Raw genomic sequence first — 24,964 nt, 5'->3', positions numbered from 1 at the left:
TCGAGTGCCCACGGCGCCTGTCTCAACCCGAAGGACCGATGACCGACGGGAGCGAACGAGGGGAACTCACGCGCTGGTCGGACACAGCGGCGCGCGAGACGCGTGAACACGAGAAAGACCGCGTCGTCTGTCACGTCGACATGGACTGCTTTTACGCTTCCTGCGAGCGACTCCGCGACCCCACGCTCGAAGGCGAGCCCCTCGTCGTCGGCATGGGCTACGAACCGGGCGAGACGGCCGGCGCGGTCGCCACCGCGAGCTACGAAGCCCGCGCCGTCGGCGTCGAGAGCGCGATGCCGATCCGCGACGCACTCGAGCTACTCCCGAGACGGTCGATACCCGACGCCGACACCGACGCGCCCGACGCCGACACCGACACGCTCGACGCCGACGTCACTGGCCACTACGTGCCCGTCGACATGTCGTACTACCAGTCGGTCGCCGAAGACACCAAGGCGGTCTTACGCGACTGTGCAGACGTCGTCCGCGAGGTGAGCATCGACGAGGCGTACCTCGACGTCACAGAGCGCACGAGTTGGGCGGCCGCCGGCGTGAACGGAGACGCGCCGAGCACCGCCGCCGGCCCGGCGACACAGCGGACGCTCGCCGAGGGATACGCCAGACACGTCAAGGAGCGAATCGAGCGCGAGGCGGGGGTGCCGGCGAGCGTCGGTGTCGCCCCGAACATGTCGGCCGCGAAGGTCGCGAGCGACGCCGACAAGCCGGACGGGCTGGTGGTCGTTCCTCCCGGGTCGGTGGCGTCGTTTCTGGCACCGCTGCCCGTCTCGACGCTCCACGGGGTGGGACCGGTCACGGAGCGCGCGCTCGTGGCACGCGGCATCGAGACCGCCGGAGACGTCGCCGAGGGCGACCCTGAAGCGCTGACCGAGCTGCTCGGTGACCGCGGTCGAACGCTGTCCCGCCGCGCCCGCGGCGAAGACGACCGGGCGGTCACACCGCGCGGGCTCCCCAAGAGCCTCTCGCGGGAGTCGTCGCTCCCAGCCACGGCCGCTGACGCACCCAAACGCGAGACGGTTCGTGCGCTCGCGGCCGACGTCGCTGAGCGCGCCCAACACCGCGGCTGTCTCTATCGCACGATCGGGATCAAGGTGGTGTGTCCTCCCTTCGACGTGAACACGCGCGAGCGGAGCCTCCCGGGACCGGTCGACGATCCCGACCTCGTCGAACGGGTCGCGTTAGAACTGCTCGGGGAGTTCGCCGACGACGAGGCGCGAAAACTCGGCGTGCGCGTCTCGAATCTCGACTTCGCCGACGCGGACCAGTCGACGCTGACTGGATTCGACGCCACCGGGACCGCGGTGGACCGCCCCGCGACGAGCGACGCACCGACCACCGCCGACTCGTCCCCTCGCCTCTCCACCGATGCCGAGCCGCGCGAGACGCTCACCGACTGGCTCGCGGACGACACCGAAGCGGACGAGTCGGCACGCCGCGACGGCGAGCGGCCCCCGGACGGACAGGCGTCACTCGGCACGTGGTCGTCGCCGGAGTGAGCCTCCGCCACTGCCCGAGCACTCGCAAGCCGAGCGTTTAGGTCGCCGTATCGCCACCGACGCGTATGGACGACCTGGCGTGGGAGACGACGGGAACCGAGATCGACTACCGCTGTCCGGGCTTCGACGTGCGCCGTGACGACGTTCGGTACGCCGACGACGAGCCCGGCGAGTACCACTACGTCGACGAGCCGCCGGCGGTGGTCGTCCTGCCGTTTACGCCCGACGGCGACGTGGTCGTCATCGACGAGTGGCGCCAGGCCGTCGGCCGCACGAACCGCGGGATTCCGGCCGGCACGATGGAGCCCACGGATCGCGACGACGTCGAACGGGCGGCCGCCCGCGAGCTCGCCGAAGAGACCGGCTACGAGGCGGCGTCGTTCGAGCGGCTGACGACGATAGAGCCGGCCAACGGCGTGACGAACGCCGTCCACCACCACGTGCTCGCGACGGGGTGTACCCCGACGGCCGAACGCGACCTCGACGACGACGAGTCGATCGCCGTCGAGACGGTGCCGTACGACGACCTGCTCGCGAGCGTCCTCGACGACGGACTCCGCGACGGCCGTGTGGTGACGGCCGTGACGTGGTACGAACTGGTCCACCAGTGACCGCGACGTGTTCCGGCCCGGCCCACCGTCGAGCGAGACCGATGTGAACTCCGGCGAACGGACAAACCCTTTGCCCGCTGGGGCCGTACGCAGGTGTAATGACCGACGTCCCCGACGACGATCGAGCACCCCCCTCCGACCAGTCGCCGTCCGACCGGCCGACCGATTCGTCGTCGTCCGACCAGCCGACTGACCCATCGCCGTCCGACCGGCCGACCGATCCCGCCTCACCGGATGGGGGTCCGGTGGCGACGCCACCGGACGACCGCACCGAGGCGGAGACGCCCACGGGACCGGACGAGTCGCGCTCCTCGACGCCCGTGGCGGTCGGGGCGGCCCTCGGACTCGGGGTGTTGGGTCCGGTGATCGCCTTGGTCGGCGGCGTCGGGATATTCGCGCTCGACGCCGCGGTCGGCGGACTCCCGACGGCCGTGACGCTCGGGCTGACGCTCGTCGTCGGCCAGTACGTCGCGTTCGGCGGCCTGGCGCTCGGGTACCTGCGGTGGCGCGGGTTCGACTGGCCAGGCGTCGGCTCGTACCTCGGAATCAGGCGACCGCGACTCGTGGACCTCGGCCTGGTCGTCGGCGGCTGGGTGGTGATCGTGGTGACGCTGTTCGTCGTCTCGACTATCGTCTCGCTGCTCGGCGCGGAGACGGCCTCGAACCAGAGCGCCGAGGTTGCCATGCAGAACCCGGGTCTGATCCCGCTTTTCATCGCCGCGATGTTCCTCGTCGTCGGTCCCTCAGAGGAGATCCTCTACCGCGGCGTGGTCCAGGGACGGCTGCGGGAGTCGCTGCCGGCGGTGCCGTCGATACTCGTCGCCTCCGGCATCTTCGCGTTCATCCACGTGATGGCGCTCACCGGCGGGGTCTCCGGGCGGCTCACCACGGTCGCAATCCTCTTTTTCCCGAGTCTCGTCTTCGGTGCGGTGTACGAGTACACGGAGAACCTCGTGGTCCCGGCGTTGTTACACGGCCTCCACAACGCGGTGATATTCACGCTACTGTACGTCTCGCTCGTCTACGGCGACGAACTCCGGGCGCTCGGTGAGGCGGTCGCGCTCCCGCTCTCTTGAGCGCACGTTCTCCTGTGGCCTCTCGACCCGGCCGCGTCGCTCACGGGCGTCGACGTGGACTGAGGGGAGTAAGCCCCCTTCTGTTCGTCCCGACATTCGGCTGAGCGTCTGCGCCGTGGCCGGACTACCTGATGGCACAGACTTGCACCGGCGAGGATTCGCCGTTCCATCCGTTCCCGTCCGTCTCCGCGGCGTCGCCGCCGCGCGCTCTCGGTGGGTTAACTCCCTCCCCTCGCGGGTCGGTTCGCTCGCTCACGGGAGTCCCGTGAGCGACGGCGACCGCCGAGCGGCCGCGCGCACCTCATCGATCGGGACGGGTGGTCTCGTTGCTGTTCCAGCGCCAGCCGTCTCCGACTCCGGGCGTGAGCCCGGTCGCCCGTCCGGCCGGTGGGGGGACTTTCCTCGTGCCGAAGCACGGGAGTCGGGCTCCCTCTGTCCGCCACCACGTACCCTGGCGCGGCAAATAAGCGCCTCGGTCGGCCGGTCGGCGGCTCCGGCTCTGGTCACTCGGCGACACTTGCCGACGACCGGATCGAATCGCGTTCGTCCGCTCACCCCGGTCGTTCACGAACGATCGGGGAAGGGAAGCGTTCAAGTCAGCAGCCGCGCTATGAGGTGACATGTCCGAGGCACAGACCGTTCGGCTGTCGTACGACGACGGCGCACGAGCGGTCGAACTCGCACGGGAGGCGGTCGAGTCGTTCGTCCAACACGGACAACGCGAACAGCCGGGAAGCATGCGTGAGGCGTTTTACGCACGGACGGGCGCGTTCGTCAGACTCGAGTCGACTCGCGGGCGAGGCCGCCTCCGCGGCTGTGCCGGCGCGTGGGAGACGTCCGACCAGCTCGGCCACGCCATCGTCGAGGCCGCGATCAAAGCCGCCTCCGGCGACTCCTGTGGCTCCGAAGTCGAGCCGAAAGAACTCGAGAACCTCTCCGTCTCGGTCTGTATCGTCTCGAGCACGCTCCTCACTAACGACCCGCTCGAGGACCTCGAAATCGGCACCCACGGCGTCGCCGTCGACGGCGGCAACACCCACGGCTGGCTCTATCCGACCGTTCCGGTCGAAAACGACTGGTCTGGCGCGGAGTTCCTCTCGCGTACGTGCCGGAAGGCGAAGCTCTCACCGACCGCCTGGCAGGACGACGAGACGATGGTGACACTCATCGAAGGCCAGGTGTTCCGCGAGCGACCCGACGGCGGTGCCGTCGAAGAGCTGTAGGTCCCCACCCGACCCGCATCACCGATTCGCGTCCACCGTCGCATCGACCGATCCCTCCCACCTCGGTCCGCCCGTTCTCACCGCGCGTCGCGGATCATCGGTCCGACTCGCCGTACCCGACCCGTGCCGCCTCCCGCTGTGCCCGCTCCGTCGCGGCCGACAGCGTCGTCGCGTCACCCGCGACGACCGACCCGTCGCGGATCACGGGCGTCAACAGCGGCTCGGCGTCGGCCGGCCCCTCACGTGCCGCGAGCCCGACGGCGTGGCCGCCGTCGGCCGTTCGATACACCTGTTTCGCTCCGGAAAGCTTGCCTCGCTTGGCCGCAGGCTCCCCGTCCACGACGACGAGGTCGAGCGCGAAGTCGACCGGGTCGGCGTTCGAGACGTAGCCACCGACGCCGAACCCGTCGACGACGTCTGCGAGCGCGCGAAGATCGGCCGGCCCGAGCCCCCCCGAGACGAACACGTCGACGTCTGTGTGTCCGCGGACGTCGAGTTCCCAACGGACCTCACGAACGATGTGACGAAAGTCGCCGCGGCGGCTCCCGGTCGTGTCGAGTCTGACCCCGTCGAGGCGATCGCCGAGCGCCTCGACCGCCCGGAGCACCTCTTCGATTTCGTCCCCGTACGTGTCACACAGCGCGATCCGTGGGACCGATTCGTCGACCGCCTCGTCGAAGGCGCGCCACGCCGCCTCCTGCTCGCCTCGGCCGAAACAGATGGTGAGCGCGTGCGGCATCGTCCCCGACGCCTCGCGACCGATCAGGTCGCCGGCGGCGACGTGTGAGAAGCCGTCGAGTCCAGCGACGAGCGCGGAGCGTTCGACCATGGCCGTCATCGCCGGGTGAACGTGGCGCGCGCCGAACGAGAGCACCTGTGCATCGGGGGCGGCGACCCGGCAGTCGAGTGCGGCGGTCGCGATCGCCGAGGCGTGTGAGAGGAAGCCCAAAAGCGCGGTCTCGAGCCGCGCGAACGACAGGTACGGGCCTTCGATCCGCATCACCGGTCCGCCGTCGAACACCGTCCCCTCCGGCAGCGCGTAGGCGTCGACGGGGCGGTCTATGAGCAACGCGAGCGCGTCTTTCAATCCGGCGAACAGCTCGAACGACCCGGTCGGGAACTGGTCGGCCGTCACCTCGGCGACGACGCGCGGGTTCCGACCGGCGGTCTCGAGGGTGGTCGCCGTGCGGTCGAAGTACGCGTCCGTCGCTCGCCCGCTCTGGATCGCGTCCGCACCGACGATGTCGAACTCGGTCATAGCGAGCGTTCGCTCGGCGCGTACGAAAAGTATCGGTGTCTGTGTTAGCGTCGCGAGCGCCGAGCGAGCAGCGCGGCGACGGCGACCAACGCGAGGACGGTCACGACGACCCCGAGTCCGGGGGCCGCCCCGGCCGTCGTGTCCTCGCCGGTCTCGCTCGTCGTGTCGGCCGACGTCGACGCACCTTCGGACGTGTCACGATCACGCTCGACCGACTCCGACGTTCCCGTCGTCGCGTCGTCGCCGTCGGCATCGGTCCCGACCGACTCGGCCGGTGGCTCCGCTTCGGGACGCAGATCGGGACGGAGGTCGAACACGTCGTCGACGTCGGGCCCGTGGACGATGGTGACGCGGGCTCCGTCGCGCTCGACCCCGTACGCTCCTCGGAAGCCACCGGTCGAGACCACCTGGGTCCCGTTCGGCGCGGCCGTCGCGCCGTGGGCGTCGAGCAGCCGGTGGTACGCCGCCTCGAACTCGGCCGCGTCTTCCGGCGTTTGCCAGGCTGTCACCCACACGTAACCGTCCTGCTCGGCGTCGCCCGCGTCGTTCCGGTAGGGATACAGCTCGTCGCCGGCCCACCCGGCGGTGACCGGGTGGTCGTAGGTGTACGCCGTCCGCGTCTGGAGCGTCTCGCTCGACCGGAGGTGGAGCCGGACGTTCCCGCGGGCGTCGTCGGCCGGATCGAGGACGGGTGCCTCCGGACCGGCGAAGCTCTGGTACCAGAACATCACGAACATCGACGCCTCGCCCGCAGTCTCTGCTCCGTCCACCCCCTGATCGGGGTACGTCGTCCAGTCGCCCCGAGCCGTGTCTTCGAACGCGACGTCGCGGGGCTCGTATGCCGGCTCGCGGTGGATCACGGCGGCGGTCGACGACGGTGGGTCTGCCATCGCGGCGTCGACCGCCTCCCACCCGCCCGTCTCGACCAGTCGCTCGACGTAGAACGGACCGTCGACGTACGGCTGGAGGATCGTCTGCAGAATCCCGACGTTTATCGAGCCGAGACCGCCGCCGCTGCCGTCGGACTCGGACGCTGAGAGACACTGCCACTCGTCGCCACAGCGCTCGGTGTACCGCTCTTCGATGTACACCGCCTCGCCCTCGACGAGACCGTCGACGGCGAGGTCTGCGTCCTGGGTCGTCCCGACGTACTGCGACCGAGTGAGGTCGTGGTACTGGTCTTGCATCCCGTGAGTGAGTTCGTGAACCAGCGTCGACTCGTCGATCTGCACCGCCGAGCCCGCCGGGACCACCAGTACGATTCGGTCGTCGGCCGGCGAGTAGAAGCCCGAGACGGAGCCACCGAACACCGTGTCGATCGCCTCGGCCGACGACTCGTTCTCGCCGACGACGAAGAGGGCCTCCCACACCTGGTCGTTCCACCGGTCGAACGCGCGCCTGTCGTCGGCCGACTCGTTGGACGTGCCGCCGGTTCCGTTCGCGCGGAACTCCTCGCGGGTCATCGTCTCTACCGGCACGTCGGTCTGGAAGGGACGCTCGCGGACGTACTCGACGCGGGCCATACTCCGGTGGGTGAGTGCCTCGAGCTGGCTCGGGGTGAGTCCGTCCGACTGGTTGAAGGTGAACGTCTCGTCGTGTGCTACCCCGTCCCAGCACCCCACGACGTCCGTGTCGGTTTCGGGAGTACACGCCGTTGGCGACGCACCCGTCGTGGATGCGGTCGTCGCTGGCGTCGTCGCGTCCGTCGCCGGCGTTGTCGCGTCCGTCGCCGTCGTGGATGCACTCGTCGTCGCCTCACCACCGGTCGTCCCGCCCACACCCGCCGCCCCACCGGCCCCAGCGACACCCGCGATGAGGAGCGCGACCACGGACACGAGAACGAGGCACCGTCGCATATCGTCGATTGCGTGGCGTTGGGTAAGTAGTTTGTCCGTGTGGGTCGGTCGACGTGCTCCCGGGTCGCTCCACCGAGCCGGCGTTTTTGTACGTGGCGGCCCGAACACGATGTATGCCGTACGATCCGAGCCAGACGGCGGTCGTCGTCGTCGACGTGCAAAACGGGTTCTGTCACCCCGACGGGAGCCTCTACGCGGAACCGAGTGCGGCGGCGATAGAGCCCGTCTCGGCGCTCGTCGATCGCGCACACGACGCGGGTGCACAGGTCGTCTACACCCGCGACGTCCACCCCCCCGGACAGTTCGACGACGCACACTACTACGACGAGTTCGACCGTTGGGGCGAACACGTCGTGGAGGGGTCGTGGGAGGCCGAGCTCGTCGAGTCGCTCGACGTGCAGCCGGCCGACCACGTCGTCGAAAAGCACACCTACGACGCGTTCCACCGAACCGAGCTCGAGGGGTTTCTCGACGCCCACGGCATCGACGATCTGCTCTTCTGTGGCACGCTCGCGAACGTCTGCGTGCTCCACACCGCCGGCAGTGCCGGACTCCGAGACTACCGGCCCGTCGTCGTCGAGGACGCGCTCGGGTATCTCACCGCGGACCACCGCGACTACGCGGTCGAGCACGCCGACTGGCTCTTCGGCGAGACGACGACGCTCGAGTCGGTCTCGTTTGCGGCCCCGTGATCGGTCGGCCTCGACGAAAGCGATTATACTTCCGGGGCGCGTCGTCCGCGGTGTGAGCGAGCGAGACGACGGCCCCGAGGTCACCCACGGCGGGCGGCCGTGTCCCCGGTGTGGAGAGCCGATGATCCACCGACACTGCAAGTACGTGTGTCCGGCTCACGGGGTCGTGTACGACTGCAGCGACACGTTCTACTGAGCGCACTCGCGCTATTGGAGTCGCTGCTAGGGCGATGAATTATCACCGTCGAGACTGAAACGAATCCGGCTGTGGGAACTGTTATGGTTCTGCGGTCCGACGCTTTAGGTATGACGGGCGACCCGCTCTCGACCCTCTCCGCCGAGCAGCAGGGGCCACCATGGTAGAGCAGACGCAGGTTGCCCGGGGCAAGCAGATCCAGCGACGCACCGGTAAAACGTTTCACGTCGCCACGCGCCTGTTACCCGAGGACATCCGCCACCCGACGTACGTCCTGTACGGCTTCTTCCGCATCGCAGACGAGATCGTCGACGCCGAGGACACCGGCACCCCGGCCGAACAGCGAGCGGAACTCGAGTCGCTTCGCCGGGCCGCTCTCGGGGAGGAACCCACGGACGACCCCGTGCTCGACGCCTTCTCGACGGTCCGCGCCGAACGCGGCATCGCAGACGCGGACGTCGACGCCTTCATCGACGCGATGGAGCGCGACATCGACACCGACCGGTACGAGACGTACGCGGAACTCGAGTCGTACATGGACGGCTCGGCGTCGGCCGTCGGTCGGATGATGACGGCCATCATGGACCTCGACGCGGAGACCGAGGCCGCCGCGTTGCCTCACGCCACCAAGCTCGGCGAGGCGTTCCAGATGACCAACTTTCTGCGCGACGTTCGCGAAGACGTCGTCGAGCGCGGCCGCATCTACCTCCCGCTGTCGACGCTCCGTCGCCACGGCATCGACGAGACGCAGATCCTCGACCTCTCGTTCGACGACGACGTCGCCGCCGCGATCCGCGACGAACTCGCCCGCACCGAGCGGCTCTACGAACAGGGCGTGGCCGGCATCAAGTACCTCCCGGACGACTGCCAACTCGCGGTGTTGTTGGCGGCGGTGTTGTACGCCGACCACCACCGACTCATCCGGAATCGCGGCTACGACACGCTGTCGGCCACGCCCGAGCTCTCGTTGCCCCGAAAGCTGTCGCTGCTCGCGCGCACGTGGTGGAAGTGGCAGTGGAACAGCGACCCCGAAGCCGTGTTCTACGAGATAAGCGGCGGATTCGACCGCGAGCACGGCGGACACGGCCACGGGCCGCGTGACCCGACGGCCGTCCAAACCGACTGAGTCGAGGGCAGCTCCCGGTCTGGGCTCCGTCCGCGTCGAGCCGGAACGCCCTTTTCGTCCGACCACGGAACGTATCTATGGACGTACGAGCCGTTGCCGACCTCTCACCCGACGCCCGACGCGCCTTCTTCGACCGCGACGCAGGCATCGACGCGGTCCGCGGAGACGTCGCCGACATCGTCGACCGGGTGCGCGAGGAGGGCGACGCCGCAGTCCGTGAGTTCGCCGAATCGTTCGACGGGGTGACCGTCGGGAACCTGGACATCACCGACGAGGCGGCGCGCGCACACGCCGAACTCGACGACGCCGACGACCCGGTGCTCGAGGCGGTTCGCGAGGCGGCCGCGAACGTGCGGACGTTCCACGAGAAACAACGACCGAGCGACTGGCGAGAGACGGTCGACGGCCGGGTGCTCGGCCGTCGGTTCCGTCCGATCGACCGCGCCGGCGTGTACGTGCCCGGCGGCGCGGCGGCGTACCCCTCCAGCGCGCTGATGGGTGTGATCCCGGCCGTCGTCGCCGGCGTCGACCACGTCGCCGTGACGACCCCCCCGGCGGACGAGCCGAACCCGGTCACGCTCGCGGCGATCCACGAGGCGGGCGCGGACGCGGTGTACCAGATCGGTGGGGCACAAGCCATCGCCGCGCTGGCGTACGGGACCGAGACGGTGACCACCGCACAGAAGATCGTCGGCCCCGGAAACAAGTGGGTGACCGCGGCGAAGGCGATCGTACAGGGGGACGCCGAGATCGACTTCCTCGCGGGCCCGAGCGAGGTGCTGGTGCTCGCCGACGGCACGGCCGACCCCGCGTTCGTCGCCGCCGAACTGGTCGCACAGGCCGAACACGACCCGAACGCCTCCGTCGTTGCGGTGACCGACGACGCCGACCTCGCCGAGGCGGTCGCGGCCGCCGTCGAGACCCAAACGGCCGCCCGCGACCGCGAAGAGACCATCCGGGCCGCACTCGACAACGAGGCCTCCGGCGTGCTTCGTGCCCGGTCGATGTCCGAGGCCGTCCTGTTCGCCGAGGAGTACGCGGCCGAGCACCTCTCGATCGTCGCCGCCGACGACGAGGCGCTACTCGACCGGATCACCAACGCGGGGTCCGTCTTCTTGGGGCCGCACTCGCCGGTCGCCGCCGGGGACTACGCGGCCGGACCCAACCACGTGCTCCCGACAAATGGCGGCGCAAAGCGGTACGGCGGCCTCTCCGTGGACACGTTCCTTCGATCGTCGACCGTTCAGCGGCTCGACCGTGACGCGCTCGCCGACCTGTCAGAGACGATCACGACGCTCGCGGAGGCGGAGGGGCTGGAGGCGCACGCCGAGAGCGTCCGTCGTCGGTTCGATTGAAGCGCGCGCACGACGACCGGTCGGTGGCTCCCGAGTACTCCGTACTGCGCTCCGTGGCTCGTGTGGTCTCCGTACCAGTCTGGACTCGGTTGTTCGGCTCCGTGGCCGTCGCGAGCGACCCGTACGGCTCATAGCAGGCTTCATACGGCAATTTTTGAATCGTTCAGACGAGATGGTAGACGACTCCGGTATGCCAACGAACCCGAGCTCGAGACGACGATTCCTCCTGACTGGTGGCGCCATCGGCGTGACTGGACTGGCCGGCTGTACGGGTGGCGGTGGAAGCGGCGGGACCGAGGAGGCTGGCTCGGGGTCCGAAAGCGATACCGACGGAACCAACGGCGGGTCGGGCGACCCGATGCTCACGGACGACTCGGCGTTCGACCCCGCGAATCCCACCTGGGAGGAGCACAACTACTTGTCGACGGCACTGGTCGACGCGGACTACCAGCGGGGGTCGACGGTCGACCTCGAGAACATGCGCAACCGCGAGGTCGACGAAGTCCCCCACGGCGAGCCCGTCCAGGAGACGCCAGACAACGAGGACGAGTGGCTCGACCCCGACACGCTCGTGTTCACCGAGAGTCCGAGCGAAGACGTCCAGGGTCGGTTCGAGGAGGACTTTCAGGCCGTCTTCGACCGCATCGAGGAGGAGACCGGCAAGCCGGTCGAGTTCAGCAAGGTGAACAGCTACGCCGCCTCCGTCGAGGCGATGCGCTCCGAACGAGCACACATCGCGAACTTCTCGACCGGGACGACGGCGTTCGCGGTCAACCTGGCGGGGGCGGTCCCGTTCGCGGCGGGCCTCACGCCCGACAAACTCTTCGGGTATCGGCTGTTCGCGACGACGCGCGCCGACGCCGACGACATCCAGAGCGTCACTGACTTCGCTCGTGACGACGTGACGGTCGGCCACTCCGAGCCTGCGTCGAACTCGGGCCACCAGGCGCCGTCGGCGCTGTTCGATCAGTACTATGACGTGACGGCCGAGGAGGACTACGAGGTCAACTTCTCGGGCGGCCACGGCAACACGACCCGCGGAATCGCCGCCGGCGACTACGACGCCGGGCCGATCTGTTCGACCTGTATGGTAGACACGGTTGAGGCGGAGAGCGACCTGAGCTTCGACGACTTCAAAGTCGTCTGGGCGTCGGCCCCGTTCCCGAACGGGCCGGTCGCGTATCGCCACAACCTCCACCCCGACATTCAGGAGGGGATCGAGCGTGCGTATCTCGAGTCCGACTTCGCCGGGACGGCCTTCCAAGAGCGAACCGGCTACGACCAGTTCGTTCCGATCGACTACCGGACGGTGTTCAAGGACATTATGATCATCCAGGGATACAACGGCGTCGAGTACACCGAGAACGCACTCGGGTCGTAGATGCTCCAGGTAACCGACCTGCAGAAGACCTACTCCACCGGCGACGAGGCGCTGAAGGGCGTCACGATGTCGGTCGAGGGGAGCGAGACCGTCGCGATGATCGGCCCCAGCGGCGCCGGCAAGTCCACGTTCATCCGGTGTGTCAACCGGCTGACCGAGCCCAGCGGCGGCGAGGTATACCTCGACGATACGGAGCTGACGTCCCTCGGTGACGACGCGCTTCGGTCGGCTCGCCGGGACATCGGGATGATATTCCAGGAGTACAACTTGGTCGAGCGGCTAACCGTGATGGAGAACGTCCTCACGGGCCGGCTGGGGTACGTGTCTGCCTGGAAGGCGTTCCGGCGATCGTTCCCCGCCGAGGACATCGAGCGGGCCTACGAGATCCTCGAACGGGTCGGTCTCGGCGACATGGAGAACAAACGCGTCGACGAACTCTCCGGCGGCCAACGCCAGCGGGTCGGCATCGCACGGGCCGTGATCCAACAGCCCAAAATTCTGCTGGTCGACGAGCCGACGTCGAGTCTCGACCCGGAGACGTCCGATACGGTGATGCGGCTGTTGACCGGCATCGCCGGCGAGCGCGAGGTGCCGGTGTTGATCAACATCCACGAGGTCGACCTCGCGATAGAGCACGCCGACCGTATCGTCGGCCTCCACGACGGCGAACTCGTCTTCGAGGGTTCGCCCTCGGAACTCGATCAGCAGGGGCTCGATCAGGTGTATCGCGGCGCGGAGGTGCCGGAGAACGCCGACATGGAACGGACGACGACGGACGCCGGCACCGATAGGGAGATTCTGTCGGAGATGAACCGTCCGCCCGCGGGGGAGACGTAACGTGGCTGCCGGCAACCGCACCTGGGAACGGCCGACCGTCTTCCCGGCCCGCGGCGTGAAGTGGGCGGTCTACGCCGGCATCGTCGGGTTCTTCATTTGGTCGGGGTTCGGAGTGGGTGCCGATCCGGGACGGATCGTCCAAGGGTTAGGGAGCGCAGTCAGCCTGATCGGTGACTTCCTCCCCCCGACGGCGACGCCGAGGCAGGCCGAACGGATCCTGGACAAGATGCTCGAAAGCGTCGCGATGGCGATGGTTTCGACGCTCACTGGCATCCTTCTCAGCGTCCCGATCGCGTTCATGGCCGCCGAGAACCTCTCGCCGAAGCCGCTGTACGCGATCAACCGGGGCTTCATCTCGATCTCCCGGGCGTTCAACGCGATCATCATCGCCATCATCGCTGTCAAGGCCATCGGATTCGGCCCGCTCGCCGGTATCCTCACGATCACGTTCAAAACCGTGGGGTTCTTCGCGAAGCTCCTGGCCGAGGATCTAGAGGACATCGACATGGGGTCGGTCGACGCGGTCCGGGCCGCCGGCGCGTCGCCGGTCCAGACGCTCCTATACGGGGTCGTCCCACAGATCATCCCGCGCTTTGCCGGCCTCTCGGTGTACCGGTGGGACATCAACATCCGCACCTCGACCATCATCGGCATCGTCGGCGCGGGCGGAATCGGGTCGGTCCTTCTGACCGCGTTCAACCGCTACGACTACCAGTACGTCACGGCCATCCTGCTGGCGATCATCGCGGTCGTGCTGGTGGCCGAAGGCGTTAGCGCGGTCGTCAGACGGAGGTACAACTGATGGCGACCGACGAGCGTCGCTGGGAACGGTTCGACCGGCGACGGCGGCTCAGCCGGTTTGTCCTTGCGATGGTCGCCGCCGTCGCTGTGATCGGCTCCTGGCAGTTCATGGACATCGGCATCGTCAGACCGGAGACGATTCCCCGGGAGGTCGGCGACCTCCTCACTCGGATGTACCCCCCGGACGTGGCGTATACGAGCCGGATCGTTGAACCGCTGATCGAGACGATCCAGATCGCCGCGCTTGGAACCATCGGAGCGCTGGTACTTTCGATCCCGGTGGCGCTGCTCGCCGCCGAGAACACGACGCCGAACGCCGTGACCTTCTGGCTCGGGAAGCTCATCGTGACCGTGAGCCGGTCGGTCAACACCATCATCTGGGCGCTGTTCTTCGTCGTGCTGTTCGGGTCGGGACCGCTGGCGGGTGCCGTCGCCATCGCCTTCCGCTCGATCGGCTTCCTCGGGAAACTGCTGGGCGAGGAGATCGAGGAGATCGACTTCGGCCAGGTCGAGGCGGTGCGGGCGGCCGGCGCGTCGCAGGCACAGGTGTTGCTCTACGGAATCCTTCCGCAGGTGAAGCCCGCCCTGGTCGGGCTCTCCATCTACCGGTGGGACATCAACATCCGCGACTCGACCGTACTCGGGTTTGTCGGTGCGGGCGGGATCGGTGTCCAGTTGTTCCGAGCGGTCAATGCCTTCGCGTGGCAATCGGTGGCGACGGTGCTACTCGTCATCCTCGGCGTGGTCATCGCCACCGAAAGCCTCTCGGCGTACACGAGGGCGCTCGTGCGGTGACGGGCGACGACTCCTCAGTCGTCTTGTTCGACATGGACGGGGTGATCCTCGAGGGCCGAGGGACGGACCCGGCCGTCCACCGGCGCGCACGCGACGACGTGCTCGCCGACCGCGGACTGACGGTTCCAGACGCTCACTACGACGCGCTGGGGTCGGACGGCTTCGACGAGGCGTTTCGCGCCGCCTGTGCGAGCGTCGGCGTGGACGCGTCTACCCTCTTTCGCGAGCGCGAGACGCGGAGCACGAAGCGAAGCGTCGCCCGACTCGCCGCCGGCAGCCGCGGGCTCTACCCGGACGTCGAGGCGATCGACCGGCTGGCGACTCACGCGACGGTCGGGCTCGTGAGCAACAACTACCACCCGGCCGTCGAGTTCGTCGTCGACCACTTCCGACTCTCCGCGTTCGACGTCGTCCGGGGTCGTGACCTCGGCCTCGACGGGTACCGACGACGCAAGCCGAACCCGCACTACCTGAACGAGGCGCTCGACGCGCTCGGGGCCTCGACGGGCCTCTACGTCGGCGACCGGGCGACGGACGTCCTCGCTGCTGAACGCGCCGGCCTCGAGAGCGTCTTCCTCCGGCGGGCGCACAACGCCTCGGTCGAACTCGACGTTGAGCCGACCGTCGAGATCGAGTGTCTCGACGAACTCGTCGCGCTCGTCACCGCGTGACGGCCCCTCTCGTCTATATAGTCAACTGTTGGCTCCTGATCGCTAGACGCGGCTCTATGTCTCTCACGAGATCACCCGAGGCGGACGTAACCCACATAGCAGGGTACAGGGTCGTCTGTTCGGAACCAGCGGACATGGGATCCGATCGCACTGGGACGTTCGGCGGGCCAGTCGACGAGCGAGGAGACCGATGACCGACGAGTACGAGACATACGAGCGGAAGGTACAGCTCACCGGCGGCACGACGTACACGGTCTCGCTGCCGAAGACGTGGGCGAACGAGCACTCACTCGAGATCGGCGACGCGGTGACCCTCCATCCGCGTAGCGACCGGCTCGTCCTCACGCGAGAGAGCGGCGAGCCCGACCAGCGAACGGTGACGGTGTCGGCCGGTCGCCACGCACCGGCCGGGATCGCCAGGCTCGTAGCGGCCGCGTACGTCTCTGGAGCGGACACGGTCCACGTCGAGGGGTCGCCCGACCGGCAGGCGCGGGCGGCGATCCGCGAGGCGGTCGGCGGCTTCGTCGGGCTCGAGATCGCCGAAGAGACGGAGCGAACGGTCACGGCGCGGACGATGCTCGACGTCGCCGATCTCCCGCCGGAGCGGACGCTTGACCGGATGCGCGACCGGACACTCGAGATGCACGAGGCGGCGATGGCGGCGGTGCTCGAGGGTGACGGCGAGGCGGGCCGGCGGGTGGCCGGCGAAGACGACACCGTCGACCGGCTGTTCGGGCTGCTCGCGCGCGAGTTCCACCGGTCACTCGTCGCCGTCCCGGCGCCAGTCGACGGCACACTCACGCCCTTCGATCACTACACCGTCGCCCGGCAGCTCGAACGCGTCGCCGACCACGCGGGGAAGATCGCGGACGCGGCGACGACCGTCGAGACGCCACCGCCCGTGTCGGTCGCAGACGACCTCGAACGGCTCGCAGCCGACGCACGGGAGGTCGTTCGCCTGTCGGTGACCGAGACGCTCGGCGGCTGCGAGCCCCGGGCGCTCGGTGCGGTCGTGACCGAGGCGGACGCCTTGCGGACGGAGACGAGACGGGTCGACCGGGAGCTGTACGACCGCGGTCTCGCGGACGGCTACGTGCTCGCGACCGTCTTAGACAGCATCACGCGAACGATCGAGTACGGCGTCAACGTCGCCGAAGCCGGGCTCCGCGTGGCGCTCCGCGCGGACGACACGGTAGACGGCGCGGCGGTCGACGACGTCGACTGACCGGCTCGTGGGGGCAGCACGGAGCCGGTCTGTCCCGCCGACCGTGCGATCGGTTCACACCGTCAGCGTTTTGCCCGTGTGACTGATACGTGGCGAGCATGAGCGCTGAATCAGCGAACGGAGGCGACGTCCCGGCCATCGAGGTCACGCCGTCGGCGGCCGAAGAGGCCCTCTCGCTCCTCGAGAACGAAGGGCTCGACACCGCCGAATCCGGGCTGCGGCTGTTCGTCCAGCAGGGTGGGTGTGCGGGACTCTCGTACGGAATGCGCTTCGACACGGAGCCGGAACCCGACGACCTCGTCGTCGAACACCACGGCCTGCGGGTGTTCGTCGACCCGGCGAGTCAGAACTACGTCGGCGGTAGCAAACTCGACTACGAAAGCGGGTTACAGGCGGCCGGGTTCCACGTCGAGAACCCCAACGTGGTCTCCGAGTGCGGCTGTGGCGAGTCGTTCCGGACGTGAGCGCAGGCGCGCAGTGACTCGACCGCCGTACTGCTCCCGTACCACTTCGTACTCGCCGCTGGTCACGACTCGATGACCCTCGACCCCTCCGCCACGGGAGACGGCGAGCGCGCGTAGGTCAACCGGTCCGTTCCCCCCTCGTGTATCTCGACGAGGCCGCCACGAGCGGTGGGGATTCGCCCGTGGCCACCGTGGCTCGCTCGACGCCGCGATGGACACGCTGGGCCGGATCCGGTGCACCGGGTGTGACAACCGCCGGACGTCCGACGAGTGGGACGCCGCCCACGCGTGAGCCGTCGAAGACGTCGACTGCACCGTTCTGAGAACCGTGCGAAAGTTTATCACGGATAGCGCCGAATCGTCGCGTAGATGGCCACTGCGAGCATCCCACCGACGACGGAGGCCAGAGACGTCTTCCGCGAGCTCGGGTACAGCGTCTCATCGGACGGACGCGAGTTCGTCGCGGAACGAAAGTGGCGGCGCGTGCTCGTCACCGCGCTGTGTATGGACACCGACGAGCTCGAACCGTATCTCGCAGATGGCGGCGAGACACCCCGACTCCGGTGTTTCGTGACGTGGATAGAGAACGCAGCCGACCTTCAACAGCACCTGACCGAGGTGAAGCCGCCGTACGACTGGGCGGTCATCGGCGTCGACGACGACGGCGAGGACTTCGCCGTGATGGAGGGGGCTCCGGGCAGTCCCTAGCGCCGCGCGGCGTCACCGCCGCTCTCAGAACGTTCATCACCCGCTCGCCACGGCGACGGCTACGAGGCCGAGACCGAGCGCGAGCGCGACGGCGTCGAGACGGCCGAACGAGAGCGCCGGAAGCGTCGGGTTCCACGAGAGACACCGCGCCGTCATCGCCGTTCCGAGCCGGTCGGCTCGAGTGAGCGTTCGACGGACGCCGACGACCGCGACCGCTCGCATCCGCACGTAGACCGGTCGGGCCCCGCCTCCGCGGGCGTGCACCGCCTCGTGCGCGCGGCGGAGGTCCGCACGCAAGAGCGGCAGCGCACGAAAGACGAGTGCGACCCCGAGTCCCGCCATCGCGCCGAGACGCCCGGGGACCGTGCGGTGTACTGCTGCGCGCGACTCACGAACCGCCGTCGAACGGACGTACGCAGCCGTGACGACGAGAATGAGTCCAACTCGGTAGCTCGCGAGCGCCGTGGTAGCCGCGCGAGCCGGTTGTATCCACGGCTCGCCGAGCGTCACCCCGGCGACGACCGGTGCGCCGAGCAGCACCGGCAGTGCGAACCGGAACGCCCGGACGTCGCCGAGACCGCCCCCGGCCGCCCACAGACAGCCGGCGGCGAGTGGCGTCGCGAGGAGGAGCCCGCGCGGCGAGGTGGTCGCGTAGACGGCCGCCGCGAAGCCGGCCTGGACGAGGAGCTTCGCGCGCGGGTCGAGTCGGTGTGCGAGCGAATCGCCCGGTGCGTACGCGAGCGTCATCCCCGTTCGTGGTCTGCGATCGGGACGCGAACGCCGTGGTCGGTGAGGTCGGCGGCGACCGCGGCCGGCGGGCCGTCAACGACGAGTCGACCGTCGTTCAGCCCGACGAGTCGGTCGGCGAGGCCGACGACGTCGCGGAGGTCGTGCGTCACGACGACGACGCCCGTTCCGTCGGCGGCGAGCGACCGCAGTCGGTCAAGGACGGTCCGACGGGACGGCTCGTCGAGGCCGGTGAACGGCTCGTCACAGACGAGGTGTGTGGGTACCATCGCTATTGCACCCGCGATGGCTGCTCGCTGTCGTTCCCCCCCGGAGAGCGTCGCGATCCGGGCGTCATCGCGACCGGTCAGGTCGACCGCGTCGAGGGCGGCCGCGACGCGCCGGTCGATCTCCTCACGCGGGAGACCGAGGTTCTCGGGGCCGAAAGCGACATCGGCCGCGACGGTCGGTGCCACGAACTGGTCACGCGGCGTCTGAAACACCATCCCGACCGCCGAGCGAGCGCTCACGAGGTCGGACTCGACCGGTGTGCCGTCGACCGACACGGTCCCCTCCGTGGGCGTGACGAGTCCGTTGAACGTTCGAACCAACGTCGTCTTTCCCGAGCCGTTCGCTCCGACGAGGACGACGAACTCGCCGTCGTCGATCCGCAGCGAAACGTCCTCGACGGCCGCGACGCCGGAAGCGGTCTTCGCCTCGGGTAGCTCCGAGCCCCCGCCGCCGTTCGGCGCCGCCCCGTATCGGACGGTGACGCCGCTGACGTCTATCATCGGTCGGCGGCGCTGACGACGTCGGATCGCACGATCCCGACCGCGGCCGCCATCTTCAGTGCCTCCGCCGGGAGGAACGCGACCGCCCCGACCGCGACCGCCTCGGTCGGCGTGAGCGACAACACGACGACGAGTCCGAGCACGCCGGCGGCGTAGATCACGACGGTGCCAAGAACCATCGCGGCGACGAGGAGGACGGGACGGACCGTTCGAGGGTCGCGGAGCGTGCGTCCCCGGTGGACGACGCCGCCGACGAGCGCCGCGGCGACCGGGTACGAGAGGAGGTACCCGCCGGTCTGTCCGACGAGTGCGCCGAACCCGCCCGTTCCGCCCTGAAACACCGGTGCTCCGAGCGCGCCGGCGACGAGGTAGAACACGAGCGCGACGCCGCCCCACACCGGGCCCAAGTAGACGCCCGCGAGAAAGACGCCGAGCACCTGCAGCGTCACGGAGACGGGCGAGACGGGGTTTGGGAACGTGACGTACGCGAACGCTCCGACGAGCGCCGCGAACAATCCTGCTCGCGCGAGGTTGCGTGCGGTCTCGTCTGTGACGAGTTCGACCGTCTCGGACCGTGTCGACATGTGGTCGTATGGTTCGTAAACCACCGTTAGTGTGTCGGTTTACAGATGACGCCAGCGCGCGGTTTATCACTGCCGACGGCGACGACCCCACCATGGACGAACAGACCGAACACCTCCGAGATGTGTTTCTCGACGCAACGGGAGAAGAGACGGTCACCGAGCAACAGGAGGCGTCGCCCGGCAGTCTCGTCGACCGCGACGAGGCGGCCGTGGCGGACCGCATCGTGGCGATTGTCGGGACGATGCGCGAGCGGGAATCCTTCGAGACCGGTCTCTCGACCGCAGCCTACGGGCGGGTCGCGCGCGGAGTCTTCGGTGGCGAATCGGACGAGGCGATCGCGGACGCGCTCGATACCCACGAGGAGTTCGGCCTTCGCGGCGATACGGGCGAAGCGATCGATGCCAAGACTGTGCGGCGGGCCCGCCTCGACCTCCACCTCGTTCGCGCGAGCGACAGGGAGATCGTGGCTCCGTACGCGGCGCTTCGGCAGCTGCTCGCGGACGACCCCGATCGGTCGGCCGAAACGTGTGCACGCCGGCTCGATGCGCCGATCGAGGCCGTCGAACGGGCCCTTCCAGCGGCGCGAGCAGACCTCGCGTCGGCCCGGGTGAACGACCGGTTCCGCGACGAGTTTCGGTCACTGCTCACCGACGCGGACCTCAGCGAGTCACACGCGGCGACGGCCAGAGAAGACGGCCTTCGCGAGGCGACCGAAGACATCGAGACCGACGTCTCCTTCTGACCGAGTTCCCCGAGCGTTTATCACCGAAGCCGCGGCCACCCCACCGCGTGATCGCCTTTAGCGACCTGGCGTCGGCCGCCTACTGTCCGCGGCAGCTGTACTACCGACGGCGCGACGACGACCGCGCGGTGCCGGCCGTAGCCCGTGAGCGGATCGAGTTGGCGTACCGGTATCCCGAGCTGGCGACCGCGCCCGACGCGACACTTCGTCGACTGCCGATCCGCCGCGAGCCGGCCGCGTACCGGCGAAACCTCGCGCGAATGCGCGACCGCCCCGAGTACGACCGTCTCGTCGACCCGGCGGCGACGCGGACCGTCCTCACTGGCCGGGAGTGTCGCGGAGTCGTTCACAAACTGCTGGCGGGCGACACCGAGCGGGCGCCGACACCGGTCGTCTGCTCGCCCGGAGAGCCCCCAGCGCAGGGCGTTTGGGAGCCGCAGTCGGTCCGTGCGGTGGCGGCGGCGAAGGCGCTCGCGTGGGAACGAGAGCGTGAAATCCCGCGAGCCCTCGTCGAGTATCCGGCGGTCGGCGTCGTCCGGACGGTGCGACTCACGACCCGTCGGAAGGCCACCTACCGGCGCACGGTGCGAGCGGTACGAGCGATAGACGGTCCGCCTGCGCGAGTCGCAGACGACCGATGTACGAGCTGTGCGTATCGTGAGACGTGTGGGCCGAGCCGGCGCACCCTTCGGTCGTTGTTGCGCCCGGGCGAGTGACCGCGTGTGCTTCGCCCTTGAGACGCCCGGCTTTCGTCTCGCAGACGAGCCTGCTATCGCTCGTGAAAACCGGGACGCAACTACTATGTGAGTCGGTTACACCGGCTGTGACGTATGTCTGAGACGACGGGGATCGCAGTGCTTCACGTCGACGACGATCCAGCCGTCGGGGACCTGACGGCCGAGATGCTCACCGCGCAGGATTCCGCGTTCACCGTCGAGACGGCGACGAGCGCTCGTGAGGGGTTCGATCGACTTCGGACGGAGGAGTTCGACTGTATCGTGAGCGACTACGAGATGCCCGAACAGCACGGTATCGAGTTTCTCGACCGAGTACGCGACGCGTACCCGGCGATGCCGTTCATCCTGTACACCGGTGAAGGGAGCGAGACGGTCGCGAGCGACGCGATCGCCGCCGGGGTGACGGACTACCTGCAGAAGGCGTTCGGGACGAGCCAGTACGCTATCCTCGCCAACAAGATTCGCAACGCCGTCGAGAAGTACCGCCACCAGGCGCGTGCGCGAGCGACGCGCGACCGGCTGCGCCAGATCGTGGATCTGCTCCCACAGTTCGTCTTCGCCAAGGACGAAACCGGCGAGTTCCTGCTGGCGAACGAGGCCATCGCGGACGCGTACGGGACCACCGTCGACGACCTCGAAGGAGCTACCGACGCCGACTTCGCCGACTCCGAGGAGGAAGTGGAACGATTTCGTGCCGACGACCAGGCGGTCATCGAGTCCGGTGAGCCCAGACACGTTCCGGAGGAGCCGCTGACGACCGCAGACGGTGAGACGCGACTGTTGGAGACGACGAAGATTCCTTACGACCCAGTGGAGACGGACGGCGACGCCGTACTCGGCGTCGCGACGGACATTACCGAGCGTAAAGAACGGGAAGCCGAACTAGAGATGCAGTCAGCCGCGATGGCGGCGGCGATAGACGGGATCTCGATCCTGAACGCGGACGGCGAGTACGTCTACATGAATCGCGCCCACGCCGACATCTTTGGGTACGACCCCGACACGCTCATCGGCAGCAGTTGGCGGCGACTGTACGGTGACGACGAGGTCGCACGGATCGAGCGGGAGGTGTTTCCGGTACTCGACCGTGCGGGCGAGTGGCGCGGCGAGACGGTCGGAAAACGGCGCGACGGCGCGCCCGTCCATCAGGAGATCACCCTCTCGTTGCTCGACGACGGCACGCTGATCTGTACGAATCGAGACGTCACTGAGCGCAAAGAACGGGAACAGGAGCTTCGTCGGACGAACACCATCCTCCGAACGATAGTCGAACACCTGCCGATGGGCGTGCTCGTCGAAGATGCTGAACGCGACATACTCATGGCAAATGACCTGTTGGGAGAGACGTTTGGCAGACCGATCGGCGGTGATGAACTCACTGGGCGTGACTGCGCCGCGACGGCTGAAGAACTCAAGGACCTGTTCGCCGATCCGGAGGGATTTATCCAAGGGGTTACCGAACGGATCGAACGGCGAGAGCCGGTGAAAAACGAAGAACTCCCGCTGGCAGACGGTCGCGTGCTCGAACGCGATTACGTGCCGTACACCCTGCCCGAGGGGGAGGCACACTTGTGGCTATATCGTGATGTAACAGAACGCAAACAGCAAAAGCAGGAACTTGACCGGAGCCGCCAGTTCCTACAAGAGACACAAGAAGTCGCACGTATCGGTGGATGGGAGTATACCGTGCAGTCTGAGTCGCTGCGGTGGTCGGACGAAGTGTATCGGATCCACGGACTGCCACCGGATGCCGATGTGAGAATTGAAGACGCCATCGAGTTCTATCATTCCGACGATAGAGACACGATTCGCGAGGCTGTCGACCGTCTAACATCCGAGGGCGAACCGTATGACGTGGAGTTGCGGATCGTCACAGCCGACGACGACGTGCGCTGGGTTCGCGCGCTTGGAGAGCCGGTATGTGAGGATGATGGACTCATCGCCGTTCAAGGGACGTTTCAGGACATCACCGAGCGCAAAGAGCGCGAGCAGGAGCTTCGGACGATCCGCGAGCGGTTCGAGCGATTCGCAGGTAACGTTGAGGACGCGTTTTTCCTGTTGCCGACCGACTACTCCGAAACCGAGTACGTGAATCCAGCAGTGGAAACGATCTACGGGATCACCCCGGAAGAGGCATACGACGACTCGATGGCATGGCTCCGACACGTCCATCCCGACGACAAGGACGAGTTACTTGCGGAAATGGACGCCCAGCAGGGCGAAACGTCCGGCTGGCCACGCGAACAGGAGTTCCGTATCGACCACCCCGACCGTGGTGTGCGGTGGGTGCAGGCCCGCCTCGACGCGATTACTGACGAGAACGGCGACCCGTCACAGCTCACCGGTGTTGCGACCGATATTACCGAACACATAAACCACCAACAGCAACTGGAACACAAAACTGAGGAATTGGAGCAACTGGCGACGAAATACGAAACCCAGTACCGAACGCTGTTCGAGGAAGCGCCAGTGATGACGGTTCTCACCCGATCCGAGGACGGCCGACCGGTCGTCGAAGACTGCAACGGCCAGTTCACCGAGACGCTCGGATACGGGGCGGACGCCGTACGCGGCAGCGAGCTCGCGGAGTTTTACACGCCGGCGTCGGTGGACCGACTCCGATCGAACGGATACGAGGCGTCGCTCGACGGACGGTTCACCAGCGAAAAGCGCGAGCTCCAGACTGCCGACGGTGCGGTCGTCGAGGCGCTCCTGCGTGCGGTTCCGCGCCGGAGGGCCGACGGCGAGATCATCGGAACGGTAGCAATGTACATCGACATCACCGAGCGTGAGTCGGTCAAGCGCGCGAACGAGCGGCTCGAAGAGTTCACGAGCGTCGTCTCACACGATCTGCGGAACCCGCTGAACGTCGCCACGGGGCGGCTCGAGCTGGCCACAGACGAGTGTGACAGCGGCCACCTCGACGCCCTCGGACGAGCGCTCGGCCGCATGGAGACGCTGATCGACGATCTCCTGACGCTGGCCCGGGAGGGCGAGGAGGTGACCGGCACCCGACCGGTTCCGCTCGATGCGATCTGCGACCGGTGTTGGGAGACCGTCGAGACGAAGCAGGCGGCGTTGATCACAGAGACCGACCGCGAGGTGCGAGCGAGCAACAGTCGGCTCAGACAGGTGTTCGAGAACCTGTTTCGAAACGCCGTCGAGCACGGTGGGGCGGACACGACCGTGACGGTCGGGGAGGTAGCCGGCGGGTTCTACGTCGAAGACGACGGTCCGGGGATTCCACCTGGGAACCGTACCGACGTCTTCGCGGCTGGCTACTCACGGTCGACGAACGGGACCGGATTCGGGCTGAGCATCGTCGAACAGATCGTCACCGCCCACGACTGGCAGATTCGCGTCACGGACGGGGCAGACGGCGGCGCCCGATTCGAGATAACCGACGTCGAGTTCGTGTCTACGTAGCTCTCTTCGGCGCGCCGAGTCGCGAGCCGGTGACCCAGACCCGACCAGCCGGCCTACTGCGTCTCCTCACGCCAGCGTAACGAGCGCTGATTCGGCCTCTCGACGAGGGGTCGTCCTCCGCCGGGCATCCGCTCTGCGATCTCGATGGCGCGGCGAGAGATCTTCACC

24 protein-coding genes, 1 other RNA gene and 1 pseudogene are annotated in these 24,964 nt (G+C 67.9%); 20 read left to right on the top strand and 6 right to left on the bottom strand.

Annotated elements, in window-relative coordinates; genetic code table 11:
• Positions 1-38 precede the first annotated feature (38 nt).
• The 3 genes from ACNTAO_RS07395 to ACNTAO_RS07385 all read left to right on the top strand — a co-directional run bounded on the left by ACNTAO_RS07395 (position 39) and on the right by ACNTAO_RS07385 (position 3,201).
• Positions 39-1,514 carry a DNA polymerase Y family protein gene (locus ACNTAO_RS07395; RefSeq protein ID WP_435161323.1) on the top strand — a complete coding sequence of 492 codons (1,476 nt, stop codon included), beginning with the start codon at positions 39-41 and terminating at the stop codon, positions 1,512-1,514.
• Positions 1,515-1,579: 65 nt separating this feature from the next.
• Positions 1,580-2,125, top strand: coding sequence for an NUDIX hydrolase (locus ACNTAO_RS07390; protein WP_435161322.1), 546 nt, complete (start codon positions 1,580-1,582; stop codon positions 2,123-2,125).
• Between the two features lie 98 nt (positions 2,126-2,223).
• Entirely contained in the window at positions 2,224-3,201 is a 978-nt protein-coding gene (locus tag ACNTAO_RS07385) for a CPBP family intramembrane glutamic endopeptidase (protein ID WP_435161321.1), read from the top strand.
• A gap of 57 nt (positions 3,202-3,258) precedes the next feature.
• Here the strand turns inward: ACNTAO_RS07385 and rnpB are convergent.
• An RNA gene (rnpB, locus tag ACNTAO_RS07380) (RNase P RNA component) lies at positions 3,259-3,638 on the bottom strand.
• 183 nt (positions 3,639-3,821) lie between these two features.
• Here rnpB and ACNTAO_RS07375 point away from each other — a divergent pair.
• The gene (locus ACNTAO_RS07375) at positions 3,822-4,424 is read left to right on the top strand and encodes a TIGR00296 family protein (protein ID WP_435161320.1); all 603 of its coding nucleotides are present in this window, start codon (positions 3,822-3,824) and stop codon (positions 4,422-4,424) included.
• A 94-nt stretch (positions 4,425-4,518) separates the two neighbouring features.
• Here the strand turns inward: ACNTAO_RS07375 and ACNTAO_RS07370 are convergent, their stop codons facing one another.
• Positions 4,519-5,682, bottom strand: a complete 1,164-nt coding sequence (locus tag ACNTAO_RS07370) for a nicotinate phosphoribosyltransferase (protein ID WP_435161319.1) — start codon at positions 5,680-5,682, stop codon at positions 4,519-4,521.
• Positions 5,683-5,726: 44 nt separating this feature from the next.
• A complete protein-coding gene (locus tag ACNTAO_RS07365) occupies positions 5,727-7,538 on the bottom strand; it encodes an Hvo_1808 family surface protein (protein ID WP_435161318.1) in 1,812 nt (603 codons plus the stop codon).
• Positions 7,539-7,651: 113 nt separating this feature from the next.
• Between ACNTAO_RS07365 and ACNTAO_RS07360 the strand changes: the two genes are divergently transcribed.
• The 13 genes and pseudogenes from ACNTAO_RS07360 to ACNTAO_RS07300 all read left to right on the top strand — a co-directional run bounded on the left by ACNTAO_RS07360 (position 7,652) and on the right by ACNTAO_RS07300 (position 17,789).
• The gene (locus ACNTAO_RS07360; protein ID WP_435161317.1) at positions 7,652-8,230 is read left to right on the top strand and encodes a cysteine hydrolase family protein; all 579 of its coding nucleotides are present in this window, start codon (positions 7,652-7,654) and stop codon (positions 8,228-8,230) included.
• A gap of 52 nt (positions 8,231-8,282) precedes the next feature.
• The gene (locus ACNTAO_RS07355) at positions 8,283-8,426 is read left to right on the top strand and encodes an HVO_2523 family zinc finger protein (protein ID WP_435161316.1); all 144 of its coding nucleotides are present in this window, start codon (positions 8,283-8,285) and stop codon (positions 8,424-8,426) included.
• Positions 8,427-8,586: 160 nt separating this feature from the next.
• Positions 8,587-9,552, top strand: coding sequence for a phytoene/squalene synthase family protein (locus ACNTAO_RS07350; RefSeq protein ID WP_435161315.1), 966 nt, complete (start codon positions 8,587-8,589; stop codon positions 9,550-9,552).
• 77 nt (positions 9,553-9,629) lie between these two features.
• Positions 9,630-10,907: a histidinol dehydrogenase gene (gene hisD / locus ACNTAO_RS07345; protein WP_435161314.1), complete on the top strand. Its 1,278-nt coding sequence runs from the start codon at positions 9,630-9,632 to the stop codon at positions 10,905-10,907.
• A 358-nt stretch (positions 10,908-11,265) separates the two neighbouring features.
• On the top strand, positions 11,266-12,288 hold the full coding sequence (gene phnD / locus ACNTAO_RS07340; protein ID WP_435161376.1) for a phosphate/phosphite/phosphonate ABC transporter substrate-binding protein: 1,023 nt from the start codon (positions 11,266-11,268) through the stop codon (positions 12,286-12,288).
• Complete coding sequence (phnC, locus tag ACNTAO_RS07335; RefSeq protein WP_435161313.1) at positions 12,289-13,125, top strand: phosphonate ABC transporter ATP-binding protein; 837 nt, start codon at positions 12,289-12,291, stop codon at positions 13,123-13,125. It begins immediately after the preceding gene.
• A gap of 1 nt (position 13,126) precedes the next feature.
• Positions 13,127-13,927, top strand: a complete 801-nt coding sequence (gene phnE / locus ACNTAO_RS07330) for a phosphonate ABC transporter, permease protein PhnE (protein WP_435161312.1) — start codon at positions 13,127-13,129, stop codon at positions 13,925-13,927.
• Positions 13,927-14,721, top strand: coding sequence for a phosphonate ABC transporter, permease protein PhnE (gene phnE / locus ACNTAO_RS07325; protein WP_435161311.1), 795 nt, complete (start codon positions 13,927-13,929; stop codon positions 14,719-14,721). The genes phnE (ACNTAO_RS07330) and phnE (ACNTAO_RS07325) overlap by 1 nt, the downstream gene beginning before the upstream one ends.
• Complete coding sequence (locus ACNTAO_RS07320; RefSeq protein WP_435161310.1) at positions 14,718-15,392, top strand: HAD family hydrolase; 675 nt, start codon at positions 14,718-14,720, stop codon at positions 15,390-15,392. Before phnE (ACNTAO_RS07325) ends, ACNTAO_RS07320 begins: the two co-directional genes overlap by 4 nt.
• A gap of 190 nt (positions 15,393-15,582) precedes the next feature.
• Complete coding sequence (locus ACNTAO_RS07315) at positions 15,583-16,617, top strand: PhoU domain-containing protein (protein ID WP_435161309.1); 1,035 nt, start codon at positions 15,583-15,585, stop codon at positions 16,615-16,617.
• Between the two features lie 98 nt (positions 16,618-16,715).
• Positions 16,716-17,081, top strand: coding sequence for a HesB/IscA family protein (locus ACNTAO_RS07310; protein WP_435161308.1), 366 nt, complete (start codon positions 16,716-16,718; stop codon positions 17,079-17,081).
• Between the two features lie 115 nt (positions 17,082-17,196).
• Positions 17,197-17,373, top strand: a pseudogene (locus ACNTAO_RS07305) (DUF5816 domain-containing protein); the annotation flags it as partial.
• A 77-nt stretch (positions 17,374-17,450) separates the two neighbouring features.
• The gene (locus ACNTAO_RS07300) at positions 17,451-17,789 is read left to right on the top strand and encodes a DUF7116 family protein (protein WP_435161307.1); all 339 of its coding nucleotides are present in this window, start codon (positions 17,451-17,453) and stop codon (positions 17,787-17,789) included.
• A 36-nt stretch (positions 17,790-17,825) separates the two neighbouring features.
• Here the strand turns inward: ACNTAO_RS07300 and ACNTAO_RS07295 are convergent, their stop codons facing one another.
• The 3 genes from ACNTAO_RS07295 to ACNTAO_RS07285 are packed head-to-tail and all read right to left on the bottom strand — an operon-like array spanning position 17,826 to position 19,890.
• Positions 17,826-18,536, bottom strand: a complete 711-nt coding sequence (locus ACNTAO_RS07295) for an energy-coupling factor transporter transmembrane component T family protein (protein WP_435161306.1) — start codon at positions 18,534-18,536, stop codon at positions 17,826-17,828.
• Positions 18,533-19,306, bottom strand: a complete 774-nt coding sequence (locus ACNTAO_RS07290; RefSeq protein WP_435161305.1) for an energy-coupling factor ABC transporter ATP-binding protein — start codon at positions 19,304-19,306, stop codon at positions 18,533-18,535. The genes ACNTAO_RS07295 and ACNTAO_RS07290 overlap by 4 nt, the downstream gene beginning before the upstream one ends.
• Positions 19,303-19,890, bottom strand: a complete 588-nt coding sequence (locus ACNTAO_RS07285) for a biotin transporter BioY (RefSeq protein ID WP_435161304.1) — start codon at positions 19,888-19,890, stop codon at positions 19,303-19,305. The genes ACNTAO_RS07290 and ACNTAO_RS07285 overlap by 4 nt, the downstream gene beginning before the upstream one ends.
• Before the next feature lie 92 nt (positions 19,891-19,982).
• Here ACNTAO_RS07285 and ACNTAO_RS07280 point away from each other — a divergent pair, with 92 nt between their 5' ends.
• The 3 genes from ACNTAO_RS07280 (at position 19,983) to ACNTAO_RS07270 (ending at position 24,796) form a co-directional block, all read left to right on the top strand.
• On the top strand, positions 19,983-20,633 hold the full coding sequence (locus ACNTAO_RS07280) for a hypothetical protein (RefSeq protein ID WP_435161303.1): 651 nt from the start codon (positions 19,983-19,985) through the stop codon (positions 20,631-20,633).
• A gap of 47 nt (positions 20,634-20,680) precedes the next feature.
• Positions 20,681-21,349 (top strand): CRISPR-associated protein Cas4, encoded by a 669-nt coding sequence (locus tag ACNTAO_RS07275; protein ID WP_435161302.1) that lies wholly within the window; start codon positions 20,681-20,683, stop codon positions 21,347-21,349.
• Between the two features lie 114 nt (positions 21,350-21,463).
• Positions 21,464-24,796, top strand: coding sequence for a PAS domain S-box protein (locus ACNTAO_RS07270; RefSeq protein ID WP_435161301.1), 3,333 nt, complete (start codon positions 21,464-21,466; stop codon positions 24,794-24,796).
• Positions 24,797-24,964: the final 168 nt, after the last annotated feature.

Origin of the sequence: Halorubrum zhoui, assembly GCF_051194155.1 — an archaeon.
Taxonomy (GTDB): Archaea; Halobacteriota; Halobacteria; order Halobacteriales; family Haloferacaceae; genus Halorubrum.
This window is presented reverse-complemented; position numbering and strand designations above follow the sequence as displayed.

Excerpts from the sequence above, each read along its gene's own strand:
- ACNTAO_RS07395 (WP_435161323.1), top strand. The coding sequence starts at position 39 with ATGACCGACGGGAGCGAACGAGGGGAACTCACGCGCTGGTCGGACACA.
- ACNTAO_RS07390 (WP_435161322.1), top strand. The coding sequence starts at position 1,580 with ATGGACGACCTGGCGTGGGAGACGACGGGAACCGAGATCGACTACCGC.
- ACNTAO_RS07385 (WP_435161321.1), top strand. The coding sequence starts at position 2,224 with ATGACCGACGTCCCCGACGACGATCGAGCACCCCCCTCCGACCAGTCG.
- ACNTAO_RS07375 (WP_435161320.1), top strand. The coding sequence starts at position 3,822 with ATGTCCGAGGCACAGACCGTTCGGCTGTCGTACGACGACGGCGCACGA.
- ACNTAO_RS07370 (WP_435161319.1), bottom strand. The coding sequence starts at position 5,682 with ATGACCGAGTTCGACATCGTCGGTGCGGACGCGATCCAGAGCGGGCGA.
- ACNTAO_RS07365 (WP_435161318.1), bottom strand. The coding sequence starts at position 7,538 with ATGCGACGGTGCCTCGTTCTCGTGTCCGTGGTCGCGCTCCTCATCGCG.
- ACNTAO_RS07360 (WP_435161317.1), top strand. The coding sequence starts at position 7,652 with ATGCCGTACGATCCGAGCCAGACGGCGGTCGTCGTCGTCGACGTGCAA.
- ACNTAO_RS07350 (WP_435161315.1), top strand. The coding sequence starts at position 8,587 with ATGGTAGAGCAGACGCAGGTTGCCCGGGGCAAGCAGATCCAGCGACGC.
- hisD (WP_435161314.1), top strand. The coding sequence starts at position 9,630 with ATGGACGTACGAGCCGTTGCCGACCTCTCACCCGACGCCCGACGCGCC.
- phnD (WP_435161376.1), top strand. The coding sequence starts at position 11,266 with ATGCTCACGGACGACTCGGCGTTCGACCCCGCGAATCCCACCTGGGAG.
- phnC (WP_435161313.1), top strand. The coding sequence starts at position 12,289 with ATGCTCCAGGTAACCGACCTGCAGAAGACCTACTCCACCGGCGACGAG.
- phnE (WP_435161311.1), top strand. The coding sequence starts at position 13,927 with ATGGCGACCGACGAGCGTCGCTGGGAACGGTTCGACCGGCGACGGCGG.
- ACNTAO_RS07315 (WP_435161309.1), top strand. The coding sequence starts at position 15,583 with ATGACCGACGAGTACGAGACATACGAGCGGAAGGTACAGCTCACCGGC.
- ACNTAO_RS07310 (WP_435161308.1), top strand. The coding sequence starts at position 16,716 with ATGAGCGCTGAATCAGCGAACGGAGGCGACGTCCCGGCCATCGAGGTC.
- ACNTAO_RS07300 (WP_435161307.1), top strand. The coding sequence starts at position 17,451 with ATGGCCACTGCGAGCATCCCACCGACGACGGAGGCCAGAGACGTCTTC.
- ACNTAO_RS07295 (WP_435161306.1), bottom strand. The coding sequence starts at position 18,536 with ATGACGCTCGCGTACGCACCGGGCGATTCGCTCGCACACCGACTCGAC.
- ACNTAO_RS07290 (WP_435161305.1), bottom strand. The coding sequence starts at position 19,306 with ATGATAGACGTCAGCGGCGTCACCGTCCGATACGGGGCGGCGCCGAAC.
- ACNTAO_RS07285 (WP_435161304.1), bottom strand. The coding sequence starts at position 19,890 with ATGTCGACACGGTCCGAGACGGTCGAACTCGTCACAGACGAGACCGCA.
- ACNTAO_RS07280 (WP_435161303.1), top strand. The coding sequence starts at position 19,983 with ATGGACGAACAGACCGAACACCTCCGAGATGTGTTTCTCGACGCAACG.
- ACNTAO_RS07270 (WP_435161301.1), top strand. The coding sequence starts at position 21,464 with ATGTCTGAGACGACGGGGATCGCAGTGCTTCACGTCGACGACGATCCA.